The sequence below is a fragment of the Massilia sp. Root418 genome (assembly GCF_001425265.1).
Classification (GTDB): domain Bacteria; phylum Pseudomonadota; class Gammaproteobacteria; order Burkholderiales; family Burkholderiaceae_D; genus Rugamonas.
The window spans coordinates 448387-461950 of record NZ_LMEC01000001.1; the positions used below are offsets into that span (position 1 = coordinate 448387).

The 13564-nt window shown below is 68.2% G+C and carries 12 protein-coding genes; 3 read left to right on the forward strand and 9 right to left on the reverse strand.

What is annotated here, in order from left to right; translation table 11 throughout:
• The first annotated feature begins 71 nt into the window (after positions 1–71).
• Complete coding sequence (locus ASC94_RS01800) at positions 72–758, forward strand: hypothetical protein (protein ID WP_056389876.1); 687 nt, start codon at positions 72–74, stop codon at positions 756–758.
• Here the strand turns inward: ASC94_RS01800 and ASC94_RS01805 are convergent.
• The 5 genes from ASC94_RS01805 to ASC94_RS01825 all read right to left on the reverse strand — a co-directional run bounded on the left by ASC94_RS01805 (position 755) and on the right by ASC94_RS01825 (position 5045).
• Entirely contained in the window at positions 755–1489 is a 735-nt protein-coding gene (locus ASC94_RS01805; protein WP_056389879.1) for a DNA-binding protein, read from the reverse strand. The genes ASC94_RS01800 and ASC94_RS01805 overlap by 4 nt on opposite strands.
• 73 nt (positions 1490–1562) lie before the next feature.
• Entirely contained in the window at positions 1563–2087 is a 525-nt protein-coding gene (locus tag ASC94_RS01810; protein ID WP_056389883.1) for a DUF4123 domain-containing protein, read from the reverse strand.
• A complete protein-coding gene (locus ASC94_RS01815; RefSeq protein WP_056389887.1) occupies positions 2084–2656 on the reverse strand; it encodes a hypothetical protein in 573 nt (190 codons plus the stop codon). Before ASC94_RS01815 ends, ASC94_RS01810 begins: the two co-directional genes overlap by 4 nt.
• 83 nt (positions 2657–2739) lie before the next feature.
• Entirely contained in the window at positions 2740–4506 is a 1767-nt protein-coding gene (locus ASC94_RS01820) for a TRAP transporter large permease subunit (protein WP_056389890.1), read from the reverse strand.
• Complete coding sequence (locus ASC94_RS01825) at positions 4503–5045, reverse strand: TRAP transporter small permease subunit (RefSeq protein WP_056389893.1); 543 nt, start codon at positions 5043–5045, stop codon at positions 4503–4505. The genes ASC94_RS01820 and ASC94_RS01825 overlap by 4 nt, the downstream gene beginning before the upstream one ends.
• Positions 5046–5251: 206 nt before the next feature.
• On the opposite strand from ASC94_RS01825, the gene ASC94_RS01830 reads away from it, so the two are divergent.
• The gene (locus ASC94_RS01830; protein ID WP_056389895.1) at positions 5252–6013 is read left to right on the forward strand and encodes an OBAP family protein; all 762 of its coding nucleotides are present in this window, start codon (positions 5252–5254) and stop codon (positions 6011–6013) included.
• Between the two features lie 27 nt (positions 6014–6040).
• Here the strand turns inward: ASC94_RS01830 and ASC94_RS01835 are convergent, their stop codons facing one another.
• Entirely contained in the window at positions 6041–8122 is a 2082-nt protein-coding gene (locus ASC94_RS01835; RefSeq protein ID WP_082616021.1) for a bifunctional diguanylate cyclase/phosphodiesterase, read from the reverse strand.
• 352 nt (positions 8123–8474) lie between these two features.
• Here ASC94_RS01835 and ASC94_RS01840 point away from each other — a divergent pair, with 352 nt between their 5' ends.
• The gene (locus tag ASC94_RS01840) at positions 8475–9098 is read left to right on the forward strand and encodes a Crp/Fnr family transcriptional regulator (RefSeq protein WP_162251380.1); all 624 of its coding nucleotides are present in this window, start codon (positions 8475–8477) and stop codon (positions 9096–9098) included.
• A gap of 12 nt (positions 9099–9110) precedes the next feature.
• On the opposite strand, the gene ASC94_RS01845 is transcribed toward ASC94_RS01840, so the two are convergent.
• From ASC94_RS01845 to ASC94_RS01855, 3 genes are all read right to left on the reverse strand, one after another.
• Positions 9111–11294 carry a diguanylate cyclase domain-containing protein gene (locus ASC94_RS01845; RefSeq protein WP_056389901.1) on the reverse strand — a complete coding sequence of 728 codons (2184 nt, stop codon included), beginning with the start codon at positions 11292–11294 and terminating at the stop codon, positions 9111–9113.
• A 115-nt stretch (positions 11295–11409) separates the two neighbouring features.
• A complete protein-coding gene (locus ASC94_RS01850) occupies positions 11410–12045 on the reverse strand; it encodes a response regulator transcription factor (RefSeq protein ID WP_056389904.1) in 636 nt (211 codons plus the stop codon).
• A complete protein-coding gene (locus ASC94_RS01855) occupies positions 12038–13564 on the reverse strand; it encodes a response regulator (RefSeq protein ID WP_056389907.1) in 1527 nt (508 codons plus the stop codon). The genes ASC94_RS01850 and ASC94_RS01855 overlap by 8 nt, the downstream gene beginning before the upstream one ends.

Genomic DNA, 13564 nt, shown 5'->3' on the forward strand with positions numbered 1-13564 from the left:
TCCCGTGCGCGGTTGAGAAAGCCGCGCACGGGGGCTACACTGGGGGCTAGCCAGCGCCTCCAGGAACCGCCATGCAGAACGTGCTTTACCACTTCCGCTTTGCCGACGGCCACGCCGCCTCATGCGCGCTCGATGCGGACCCGGGCGCCGATCCCGCTGCCCTGCCCGCCTGGACCGCGCTGGAATTCCAGCAATGCGCCAACTGCCCGCTGCAGCCCGGCAGCACGCCGCACTGCCCGATGGCGGTGCGCTTCGTGCCGCTGGTGGACATGGTGGGTGCGCTGCGTTCGCACGATGCAGTGGAAGTCCGGGTTGAAACGCCCGAACGCACGGTGAGCAAGGATACGACCGTGCAGCGCGGCATAGGTGCCTTGATGGGATTGCTATCGGCGAGCAGTGCCTGCCCGCGCGTGGATTTCCTGCGTCCCATGGCGCATTTCCACCTGCCGTTCGCTTCCGAGGAAGAGACTATTTACCGCGCCGCCTCGACCTACTTGCTGGCCCAGTACTTCATCGAACGCGAAGGGGGGATACCCGACTGGGAACTGGACGGGCTGAAGGCCAATTACCTCGCGCTGCAGACCGTCAACGCCGGCATGGCCAAACGGCTCAAGCAGGCCATCACGGCGGACGGCGCCATCAACGCCTTCGTGCTGTTGGACCTGTTTGCGAAGGCGCTGCCGTACTCCATCGACGAGCAGCTGGAAGAAATCAAGGGCAAGTTCAGGTCCACGGGCGCGCTGAAGCCGCCACCTTAGCCGGCCTTCCTGCTACGCTTGGCTGCGGGAGCCTGCTGGCCCTGCAGCATACTGCGCAGTTCCGCCACCAGGCCCGCCTGGCCTTCCGCCGCCGCGCGCGTCCGTGCCAGCGTCAGTTCCATGTCCCGCATCTGCGCCAGCCTGGCTTCCTGTTCGCGCGCCAGGCGCTGCGCGTCGTACGCGGCCACGCGCGCATGCGCCAGTTCCGCCGCCGCCTTGGCCGCTTCCTGATTGGCGCGCGCCAGTTCTTCCTGCTTCAGGGCCAGTGCCTGCTGCGCCTTGCGCAGTTCCGCCTGCACATGCTCGCGCCGTTCGGTCAGGTGATCCACCAGCTGCTCGGCCTTGTGGCGCGCCAGCGTCTCGCTTTGCAGTTGGGCCCGGGTCTTCGCATGCGCGGCGGCTTCTGCGCGCGCCTGCACCAGCTCACTTTCCAGGCGAGCGCGGCTCTCCTCGTATTCCAGCGCCTTGGCGGCGATGCGGTCTTCGGCCTCCCCGTGCAGCCGCGCAGCGAGCCGCGCAACCAGATCCTGCAAGGCATCGCTGACGGCATGCGGCCTTGGTGCGCCGCCCTGCTCTTCTTCCAGTTCCTTTAAATACTTGTGTATCGTGGACTTGGAGCCGGTATTGCCCAGCGCGATGCGGACAGCGTCAACGGAGGGATATTGCGACTGTGCGACCAGGCTGTCGCGCGCCCGCTTGACGTCGGCTTTGTCGAGTCCCGTTCTGGCCACGCACCTCTCCTGTAATGTATTATGTAATACGTATTACGTAATGGGGCGATATTACACCAGCGGGGATGGGGAATCAAGCACGGCGCGTGTACCTGCGCAGCTGTTCACCCTCCAGGCAGTACAGCGCCTCCGCCGGCCCGAAGAAAATGTCGCGTTCCTCCCGGGTACAGGTCGGCAGGTAAATGCTCAGCACGCGCGGGTCGTAAAAGCGGAAGTTCAGCTTGCGGCCCTGCTCGTCCTGCACCCACAGCAGCTTCTTGAAGTGCAGCCGCAACTGGCGTGTGGTGATGTGGGACGGCGCGGACACCAGGATGCCCCAATGCCCCTCGCCGCAGCGGCGCAACATGTCGCGCGATTGCGCGGATGCCGCAGCCAGGTGTACGAGATAAGGCGCCGCTGCGCGCAGGCGCGGCGTGAGCGGTTCCGCGAACAGGCAGTCGTAGTCGAGTTTGCCGAACCGTATCATGGGCGCGATGGCCGGGTCGCGCGCGCCATCGGCCAGCATGTGCACCTGCGGCGCGCTGAGACTGTCGCCCTGCGGCCACAGCTGCGCAATTGCCGCGTCGAGACCGGGCGCTGGATCCGCAGCGCCGTTCATGCCGCCGCCCTGGTGTCCGCCGCAGCAGCGTGTTCCTCCGCCTTCGCCGCTTTCGCCGCCTTGGCCTTTTCGCACACCTCGCAGAACGGCGTGCCGTCCCTGGCGGCTTCTTCCAATGCTGCCGCCTGCACGTCCTGCGCCAGGGCGGCTGTCATTTCCGGCTCGGGTGGGGGCGCCTCGGTTGCGGCAGCCTTGCGTGGCGGCGGCAATGGTGGCGGCGGCGATACGCCGGGCCGCTTCGGACGTTCCGGCGGCGCGGGCGGCGCATCGGGATCGCCGGTGCCGGGACTGACGGCGGGCCGCTGCTCGCCCAGCAGCAGGAACAGCCGTCCCAGCATCACCTGCGAGGCGGCCTCGCGCAGCACGTCTTCGTCGGAGCGCAGGTTGCGTGCGCCCTGGCGGGCCAGCATCTCGCGCAGTTCGGCGGCCGCGCCAATGCGGCTGGTGCGCGCCTTGATGTAGCGGTAGACCTCCTGCGCGCTGCCGTGCGCCACGCTGCCGTAAGCGCCGCGCGCGCGGAAGATGCTTAGTTCAAGCCGGTCCGGGTGGTCCGAGAGGCAGACGTTCATGGCAGTTATGCAAGGTGAAGAAGATGTCTATTCTTTCACCTTTCATGGCGGCCAATTCTCTCCAAATCTCTCCGGGCCGTGCCCTACTTTTTGTCCTGCTCCGGCTTGGGCTCGGTGGCCGGTGCCGGTGCCGGAGCGGCGGGCGGTGCTGCCGGGGTGCTGTCCTCGAATTGCGGGATCTGGAACTCCGGCTCGGCGCCCTGGCCGGTGTCTCCGGCCGGACGTTCGATGATGAGGTCACCCGATCCGGTGGTGCCGGGCGTGCCACGGTCCAGGAACATGGTCACAGTCTGCGGGAACACCGCCACCAGCAGCACCATCACCATCTGCAGGCCCACCCAGGGCAAGGCGCCCCAGTAAATGTCCGAGCTCTTCACTTCCTTGGGCGCCACGCCGCGCAGGTAGAACAGCGCAAAGCCGAACGGCGGGTGCATGAAGGAGGTCTGCATGTTCACGCACAGCATCACGCCGAACCACACCAGCGCCGCCGAGGCGGCCGCTTCCGGGCTGCCCATCATGGTCTCCAGCTCCGGCGCCAGGATCTTCTGCGCCACCGGCGCCAGCATGGGTACCACGATGAAGGCGATCTCGAAGAAGTCCAGGAAGAAGGCCAGGAAGAACACGAACAGGTTCACCACCAGCAGGAAGCCGATCCAGCCGCCGGGGATGCCGGTGAACAGATGCTCCACCCACAGGCCGCCGTCCACGCCCTGGAACACCACCGAGAAGCAGGTGGAGCCGATCAGGATGAACACCACCATGGCGGTCAGGCGCATGGTGGACTGGTAGCTCAGCACGATCAGTTCGCGCAGCGGCTTGATGCGGCTGGCGCGCACGATCAGCCAGGCCACCGCCACGTACAGCACCGCCAGCGCGGCTTGCACGAAGGGTTTGGCGGGTTGCGCCAGGCCCGTCAGCTTTTCATAATAGAAGGCGCCGATCAGGCCGGCCACCACCATGGCGGCCATGCCCACGCGGAACACGATCTTGTCGCGGCCGGTGAATTCAGGGTGGCGGATCACCGCGAGGATCACCGCGCCCAGCGCGCCCATGGCGCCCGACTCGGTCGGCGTGGCGATGCCCAGCATCATGGTGCCCAACACCATGAAGATCAGCACCGCGGCCGGGATGATGCCGCGCAGGCACTGGCGCCACAGGGCCCAGCCTTCCAGCGTTTTCTCGTCGCGCGGGGCGGCCGGCAGCCAGTCCGGGCGCACGCGCGACAGCACGAAGGTGTACAGCGCGAACAGGCCGATCTGCACCAGCGACGGGCCCCATGCGCCGAGGTACATGCTGCCCACGTCGGCGCTGGCGGTCTGGGTTTTCAGCTGGTCTGCCAGCACCACCAGGACCAGCGATGGCGGCACCAGCTGCGTGATGGTGCCGGACGCGGCCAGTACGCCGGTGGCGTAGCGCATGTGGTAGCCGTAGCGCATCATCACCGGCAGCGAAATCATGGCCATGGCGATCACTTGCGCCGCCACCGTGCCGGTGATGGCGCCCAGGATGAAGCCGACGATGATGACCGAGTAGCCCAGGCCGCCGCGCATCTTGCCGAACAGCTGGCCCATGGAGTCCAGCATATCCTCTGCCAGGCGGCATTTTTCCAGCACCGCGCCCATGAAGGTGAAGAATGGTATCGCCAGCAGCAGGTCGTTGGCCAGCACGCTGCCGAAGATACGCTGCGGCACGGCCTGCATGAAGGACACGCCGAAAAAGCCCTGCCACATGGCGATCAGGCCGAAGAACAGGCCCACGGCCAGCAGCGAGAACGCCACCGGGAAGCCGACCAGCATAAACACAACCAGGCCGCCGAACATCAGCGGCGGCATTATTTCGAGCGGAATCATTGCACCGGCCTTTCGTACTTGCTGTCCAGGTGTACCTTGCCAGCCAGTGCGGCAATGCGTTTAATCAGTTCGGCCACGCCTTGCAGCGACAGCAGCGCGAAGCCGATGGGGACGATGATCTTGATCGGGTAGCGCGGCAGGCCACCGGAATTGCTGGACTGCTCCAGCACGTCCCACGAGGGCATGAACAGCGAATACCAGGACAGCCAGGCGAACAGCAGGCAAGCCGGAAGCAGGAAGAAGATGATGCCGAACACGTCGATCCACAGCTGCTTGCGCTCGGAAACGTGGCCATAGATCAGGTCCACGCGCACGTGCTCGTTGCGCTGGAAGGTGTAGCTGGCGCCCAGCATGACGGCGGCGCCGAACAGATACCACTGCAGTTCCAGCAACCAGTTGTTGCTCCAGTCGAAACCGTAACGGATCATGGCATTGCTGGCGCTGATGACGCATGACGCCAGAATCATGAGGTTGGCCAATTGCCCGCAGCGGTAGCCGATCTTGTCGAGCCAGTGCGAGAGGCGGAGTAATCCTTGCATGTACTAATGTCTCCTGTGCCGTTTTGGTGCAGGGTTGCTGCCCCAGCCGGTCGTTGTGAATATAAAAGGATTGTTGCAAGGATAGTACATCAATATTCACCCCGTGGTAACCGTCCGGGGCCCGGCTTTGCCTGCGGAAAGGTGTGGCCGGAAGCGGGCCGGAGGGGCTACGCTGGGCCTCCATTCCTATCCGACGGGAGGCGCAGATGGGCACCGCATTCTCCAGAGCCGCACTGGCTGCGGCATGCGTGGCGGCCGGGGCGGCCGCGCAACAGCCGGTGGCGCCGGCTGCGGCCCCGCCGGGCGCCGAAAAGACCGCCAAGACCAGGGTGCTGGAAGGCGGCGCAAAAGTGTTGCAAGATAACACTCCCGCCGCCAAATTCGACATCTACCTGGTCGGTTTCCACCCCATGAAAGACCAGCCGGAACAGCAGATCGAGGCCCACCACTACTGCCACCAGCGCAACCAGGATTTCGCCCAGTGCGTGCTCTTCGACGGCAACACCAAGGCCGCCAACCTGCACGGCGTGGAGTACATCATCTCGGAAAAGCTGTTCGAGACGCTGCCGGAGGCGGAGCGCAAGTATTGGCATCCGCACAACGGCGAGATCCTCAGCGGGCAGCTGGTGGCGCCCGGCATACCCGAGGCGGCCGAAACCGCACTGATGAAGGACAAGATGAACAGCTACGGCAAGACCTGGCACCTGTGGAACACCGGCCACCAGGGCCACCCGAACGACGCGCTGCCGCTGGGCGAGCCGATGCTGGCCTGGTCCTTCAACCGCGACGGCGAGGCCCTGCCCGGCCTGGTCGCTGCGCGCGACGAGCGCATGAAGATCAGCACCGAGAAAAAGCGCGGCAGCCGCGCCGGCCTGAAGGCGCTGGCGCGGCCGCAGTCCGGGGTGGACGCGCTGAAGGGCCAGTTCAAGCGGCCGGTGCAGGACATCCCGGGCGTGCTCGGCAAATAGCGGCCAGCCGCCTCGCGCCGGGCCGCCCTACACGCCGCCGCCGACCAGGCGCGCCAGCGCGGGCGCCGGCATGGGCTTGCCGAACAGGTAGCCCTGGTAGGCCTGGCAGCCAAGCTGGCCGAGCAAGGCACACTGGGCGTCGGTTTCCACGCCCTCGGCGATCACGTCCAGCTTCAGGCTGCGCGCCATGGCGATGATGGTGAGCACGATGGCCTGGTCGTTGCTGTCGTTGACCAGGTCGCGCACGAAGGACTGGTCGATCTTCAGCTGGTCCAGCGGCAGGCGCTTCAGGTACTGCAGCGAAGAGTAGCCGGTGCCGAAGTCGTCCAGCGAGAAGCGCACGCCGAGGCCGCGCAGCCCCTGCATGCTGGCGATGGTGTCGTCCATATTGTCCAGCAGGACGCCTTCGGTGAGTTCCAGCTTGAGCAACGCCGGATCGACGCCGTAGCGCTGCACCGCCGAGCTGACCTGCCCGCAAAAATCGCTCTGGTGGAACTGGCGCGCGCTGACGTTGACCGCCAGCGTGAGGCCGCGCATGGCCGGGTCGCTGCGCCAGGCGCGCAGCTGGGCGCAGGCGCTCTCCAGCACCCACTGCCCCAGCTGCAATATCATGCCGGTCTCTTCCGCCAGCGGGATGAAGCGGGCCGGCGAGACGGCGCTGCCGTCCGGCTGGCGCCACCGGATCAGCGCTTCGGCGCCGAGCGGGCGCTGCAGGCGATCCACCTGCAGCTGGTAATGCAGTTCGAATTGCTGGGTGTCGATGGCGTGGCGCAGCTCGTTTTCCAGCCGCGCGCGGTCGCTGATGCTGTCCTGCATGCTCTGGTCGAAGAAGCGCATGCGGTTGCGGCCGGCCTGCTTGGCCTGGTACATGGCGATGTCGGCCTGCATCAGCACTTCGTCGGCCTGCGAGTGCATGCCTGCGCAAAACAGCGTGATGCCGATGCTGGGCGTGCTGTGGCACTGGCGCTCGCCCAGCACGTAGGGGCGGTTCAGCGCCGCCAGGATCTTGCCGGCCAGCGCCTCGCTCTGCGTGGCGGCTTCGCGCGGTTGCGCGCTCAGCCCCTCCACCAGCACCACGAATTCGTCGCCGCCCAGGCGCGCCACGGTGTCGCCCTGGCGCAGGCAGGCGTGCAGCCGGGTGGCCACTTTTTGCAGCAGCAGGTCGCCGGTGCTGTGGCCCAGGGTTTCGTTGAGGGTCTTGAAGTCGTCCAGGTCGATGATCATCAGCGCGCCGTGGTGGCCGCTGGTGAGCGCCGCCGGCAGGGCCTGGGCCAGCCGCTCCAGCAGCATGCGGCGGTTCGGCAGGTGCGTGAGCGGATCGTAGAAGGCCAGGTTCTTGATCTGGTCGCTGGCCGCCTTGCTCAGCGTGATGTCGTTCAGCGATGCCACGTAGTGCGTGACGGCGCCGCCGCTGTCGCGCACCGCCGCGATATTCAGCAGTTCCGGATACACCTCTCCGTTCTTGCGGCGGTTCCACACCTCGCCCTGCCAGCGGCCGTTGGCGCCGATGGCGGCCCACATGCCCTGGTAGAAGGCGGCGTCGTGCCGGCCCGAGCTGAGCATGCCCGGCGTGCGCCCCACCGCTTCGGCGCTGCTGTAGCCCGTGATGCGGGTGAAGGACGCGTTCACCTGCAGGATGATGCCGTCGGCGTCGGTCACCATCATGCCCTCGGGCGAATCGAAGGCGATGGCGGCAATGCGCAGGCCGGCCTCGTCCCGGCGCCGCTCAGTGATGTCGGTATGGGCCACCACGGCGCCGCGCCAGCCCGCGTCCAGCGGCGTGACGGACATGCCGAACCAGCGCTCCCCTTCCCTAGTCGCCAGCGCGTATTCCATCTGGAAGCGCGCGCTGCGGCCCGCCAGCACTGCGGCGATGCCTTCATGGGCCTTCGCGCCATCGTGGCCCTGGCGGCAGGCCGCCAGATAGTTGCTGCCCACCGCGCCTGCGGCATCCGGCCGGCAGGCGCCGTGGCTGGCAGCGAAGCGGCGCCAAGCGCGGTTCACTGCCAGGATGGTGCCGTCCGGGCTGAGTACGGCTATCTCGTCCGGCAAGGCGTCGAGCAGCGCGCTGGCCGCCACGCCGTGCACGGGGGTTTGGATGTCGTTCATGAATGCTCGCTGATTGCTACGGGTGTTCGAGAGAATACTGACGTTGGGAAACAAAAAGACTGATCTAGATCAAAAATTCCTGTGTTTTGCTGCACCGCGCAAGGAATGCCAATGCTGAGTTTTTGATATGGATCAAAGGCGGTGCGGCGCGTGCTTGCTATTCTCCGGCTTCATGTATGAAAGGCTTCTTTCCAGAATGAATCAATCGCCCGCACCGTTTTCTGTCAACCGCGCCAGCGCAGCCAATTGCGCAAGCTGCGCCAACTGTCGGTGGCGTGCGCTGTGCCTGCCCTCGGGGCTGGCTGGCGGCGCGCTGGATGAGTTCGAACGGGCAGTGGCGCAGCGGCGGCCTGTGGCTCGCCACGACCGGGTGGAAATCGGCGGCGCGCCGTTCGGCCAGCTGCACGCGGTATTGAGCGGCCAGTTCAAGTTGCAGCGCGCCGCGCCGGACGGCGGCATGCAGGTGCTGGGCTTCGCCATGCCGGGCGACCTGCTGGGGCTGGACGCCATCGGCACAGGCCGCTACGCCAACGACGCGGTGGCCTTGTCGGAGTGCGTGATCTGCACCATTCCCTATGCCTCGCTGGAGCAGCTGATGGCGCACCAGCCAGCGCTGGCGCGGCGCCTGTCGCAGCTGCTGAGCGCCAGCCTGGCGCAGCGCCAGGACCAGATGCTCTTCCTCGGCAATGCGCGCGCGCCGCAGCGGCTGGCGCGCCTGCTGCTCGACCTGGGTGGGCGCTACAGCGAGCGCGGCGGCTCGGCGACCGATTTCCAGCTTTGCATGTCGCGCGAGGACCTAGCCGCCTACCTGGCGCTGACGGTGGAGAGCGTGAGCCGGCTATTGTCCATGTTCAAGCAGAACGGGCTGCTGGCGGTAAGCAACCGCGCCATTACCCTGCTCGACACGGCGGGGCTGCGCGCGATCGCGGCGCCGCCTGCGGCCACGTCCAGCCTGCCGGTGTTGCACTCGGCTTGAACCAGGCGCCCTTTACGCAGGCTGGGCACGGCTGAACTGGTCGCGCCCGCGCCGCTTGGCCACGTACATGGCGCCGTCGCTGGCGCGCAGCAGCGTTTCGGCGTCGCGTCCGTGTTCGGGATAGAACGCCAGGCCGATGCTGGCCGACACTTGCGCGCTGCCTTCGCCCAACGGCACCGGCTGGCGCACCGCCTGCAATGCCCGCAACACGATTTCCTCGGCCTGGCCGGGACTGTCCAGGTCCGCCAGCAGCAACAGGAATTCGTCGCCGCCCAAGCGCGCCACGGTGTCGTTGGCGCGCACCACGCGCTTCAGGCGCTGCGCCACCTCCACCAGCACCGCGTCGCCTGCCTCATGGCCGCGCTCGTCGTTGACGGCCTTGAATCCGTCCAGGTCCAGCGCGCACACGGCCAGGGGGCCGCCCTGGCGCCGCGCGCGCGCCAGCGCCTGCTGCAGGCGGTCCGCCAGCAGGCGCCGGTTGGGCAGCTGGGTCAGCGGATCGATGTGGGCTGCACGTTCGATTTCCTCCTGCTGCAGGCGCTGGTCGGTGATGTCCGTGAACAGCGCGATATAGTGGCTGACCTCGCCGGCCCGGTCCAGCACCCGCGTGATGGTGAGGTAGGCGGCAAACAGCGTGCCGTCGCGGCGCCGGTCCCAGATCTGCCCCTGCCAATGCCCTTGCGTGTCGATGGCGTGCCACATGGCATCATAGAAGTCCGGCGCGTGGCGGCCGGACTGCAGCACGCTGGTGGACTGCCCCAGCAGCTCGTGGCGGGCATAGCCGCTCATGGCAAGGAAGGCCGGATTGACGTCGATAATGCGCAGTTCGGCATTGGCCAGCATGATGCCTTCGGACGCCGCGCTGAACACGCTGGCCGACAGGTGCAGGCGCCGCTCGGCTGCTTCGCGCGCAGCCAGCATCTGGTTGAACTGTTGCGCCAGCGTGGCAATTTCGCGCGGCCCGTCCAGCGGCGCCCTGGCGCCCAGCTGGCCTTGGGCCGCGCGGCCCGCCGCTTCCCGCAAGCGGGCCAGCGAACGCAGGGTGCGGCGGTTGAAGCGCCAGGCCATGGCGGCGCCGCCGCACAGCGCGGCCAGCACGGCTGCCGCCGCGCCGGCCAGGCCGCGCCGCAGGCCCAGCAGCAGCACGTCGCGTTCGATGCGCAGGGCCACGGTCCAGCCGGAGCGGGCCGAACGGCTGTAGGCCAGCAAGTGGCCGTCGCCGCCCAGCTTGCCTTCGGCACGGGTGGCCAGCGCCGCCAGGATCAGCGGCTCCCCTGGCGTGCCAGTGGCCTCCGGCCCGGCGCCGCTGTGCGCAAGCACCGTGCCGGCACGGTCCAGCAGCACCGCGCCATAGCCGGACGGCAGGCGCTGGCGGGCCAGGACTTCCTGCAAGCCCGCCACCGGCTGGCCATACAGCAGCACGCCGGCCCCGCCTCCGTTCGCGCGGCTGCCTTCGCCGTGGCGCCGCGCCGGCAGCTGGACAGGGATGGCCAGCGCAACCACCGGGCGGCGGCGCACGGTGCCGGTGAACAGCCCGGACACGGCCGGCTGGCCGGAGGCGACCACGCTGGCCACCAGCTCCAGCGCGCCAGTCTTTGGCAGCGGCGTGCCCCAGGGCGCCAGGGTGTTCATCAATTGCTGGCCGTCGGCCCGGATCAGGGCGACGGCGCTGTCGCCCGCGCCGGGGCCCATCGCCGCGCTTGCCTGGCGCTGGAACGCTGCCAGGTCGCCCGCCGCCAGCTGCGGCGACAGCGCCAGCACTTCCAGGCGCGCCTGGCGGTTGGCCAGCAAGCCGTCGACCACCTGGGATAGTGCGCGCGCCGTTTGCAGGGCGCCGTTTTCCAGCTGGCGTTCGCGTTCGAAGTAGAGCGTGGCGGCAAAGATGCAGCCGATCGCCAGTGCAGGCAGGAGCACGATGGCGAACAGCGCAGCCAGGCGGCCGTGGCCGGCGGCCGGCAGCGCGCCGGCTGGCTTGCCGGTCAGCACGGCGGACTGTCCCGCGGCATGGTCCGAAGCCTTGTTCGGGACCTGATCCAAGGCCAGGTCCGGGGCCAGGTTCGGGGCCTGATCGAAAGCCTGGTCCGGAGTCTGATCCGAGGCCTGCCCAGGGGGCTGCGTAGGGGGCTGCGTAGCGGGCTGCGTAGGGGGCAGCTTGCCGTCCTGCTTGGCGTCCTCTGTTGCGCCGGTATTCCGCATCTGCACCTCCCGTTTTGCTACCACCATTATCGCGGCGGCGCGAGCCCGCTGGTCAAAGACGGGCACCAAAGTTGCAGGGGGTCTTGACCTGGATCAAGCGCAGGCGCTGCGGCCCTTAAATCATACCGTGTTCAATGGCATAGCGGGTGAGTTCCGCGTTGCTAGCCATGCCCATCTTGTCCAGGATGCGGGTGCGGTAGGTGGTAACCGTGTTCGGGCTCAGGTGCAACAGTTCACCGATGCGCACCAGGGCTTCCCCGGCGGCGATCAGCTTGAACACTTCCAGTTCGCGGTCGGACAGCGCCTCATGGTCGCCGGCGCCGCCGCCGCCCACCAGCATGGCCAGCTTTTCCACCAGCGCGGGGCTGACGTGCTTGCCGCCCGCAGCCGCCTTGCGCACCGCCTCCACCAGCGTGGCCGTGGGCGCGTCCTTGGTCAGATAGCCGGCCGCGCCCGACTTCAAGGCGCGCACCGCGTAAATCTCTTCCGAATAGGTGCTCAACATGAGCACCGCCATGCGCGGCCGTTCGCTGCGCAGCACCTTCAGCAGTTCCAGCCCGTTCTTGCCCGGCATGGTGATGTCCACCAGGGCCACGTCGAACTCCTGCTCCGCCACGCGCTGCATGGCTTCGGCCGCGTTGCCCGCCTCGCCCGTCACTTCAATACCGCTGGCCGTGCCCAGCATCAGGCGCACGCCATTGCGGGCGATGGCGTGGTCGTCCACCAGCAGTACGCGGATCGCGTCAGTCATGATTGTTCTCCAGGGGTGGCGGCTGGTCCACCGGCAGCGCCAGTGGCAAATACAGTGTCAGCACCGTGCCGCCGGCGCCGCCGTTGATGGTCAGCTCGCCGCCAAAGCTGCGGCTGCGCTCGTGCATGCCCAGGATGCCCCAGGACTCGCGCCGCAGCAGCCCTTCGGCGCCGATGCCCTTGCCGTTGTCGGACACGGTCAGCCGCAAGCCGTCCGGCTCGCGCTCCACCGCCACGCGCGCCTCGCTGGCGCCGGCGTGCCGCACCACGTTGGTCAGCGCTTCCTGCACGATGCGGAACACCATGGTGCTGCGCTCGGCGTCCAGTTCCAGCCCGGCCGCGCGCGCGTCGATGCTGCACACGCAGCGCAGCCCGGCGCGCAGCGCCACCTGGCCGGCATACCATTCCAGCGCCGCCCACACCCCCAGCTGGTCCAGCACGCTGGGCCGCAGGTCGGTGATGACGCGCCGCACGGTCTCGATGGCGGTTTGCACCAGGTCCGCCGTGTCCGCCAGCAGCGGCTCGGGCGCGCGTCCGGCCGCCACCGCGCGCTCCTGGGCCACCAGGATGTAGGCGCGGATGCCGGTCAGCAGGCCGCCCAGCTCGTCGTGGATCTCCTGCGCGATGCGCTTGCGCTCTTCTTCCTTGATGCGTTCCTGGTGCGCGCCCAGCCGGCGCAGTTCTTCCTGGGACTGGCGCAAGGCCTGCTCGGCTGCCTTGCTGGCGGTGATATCGATCAGCAGACCCTGCAGCACGGCCGCGCCCGGCCCCGCGCCGGCGCTGCCGGGCACGGGATCGGCCTGGTCGCGCACCCACAGCGCGCCGCCGAAACGCGGCAGCAGCCGGTATTCCACGCGCAGGGCCTGCGCGCCGGCGCGGCTGGCGCACACCTGCGCCCAGGCCCGTTCGCGGTCGTCCGGGTGCATGCGTTCGCGCGGCAGACTGGGGTCGGCCAGCCATTCCTCCGGCGTGTAGCCCAGCAGGCGGATCTGCGGGCTGACATACTCCAGCACCGCATCCGGCCCCGTGCCGGCCACGTAGCTCACCGCGTGGATCTGCTCGACCAGGGTGCGGAAGCGCGCTTCGGCCTGCTGCTTGTCGGCGCGCAGGCGCTGCTCGCGCAGCATGCGCTCGATGCCGGCCGGCAGCAGCTCCAGGTAGCGCCCTTCGGCGTCCTTGACCAGGTAGTCGCGCGCGCCGCGCCGCATGGCTTCGGCGGCCACGGTGGCGCTGTCGGCGCCGGTCAGCATCATGACCGGCGGCGCGTCCCCGCCCGGGCGGCTGGCGGCCAGGCCGGCCAGGAACTCCAGCCCGGTCAGGTCCGGCAGGTTGTAGTCCAGCAACACGCAGTCGGCCTCGCCGGCCAGCGCCATGGCCAGCCCCTGCTGGCCGGTCTCCGCTTCCAGCAGCTGGTAGGTGCCGGCGGCGCGGAAGGCGCGCCGGCAGGCCATGCGGTCGACCAGGTCATCTTCGACGATCAGGACGCGCACCGGCGGCGCCGACAGGGTCTGGCTATCCAT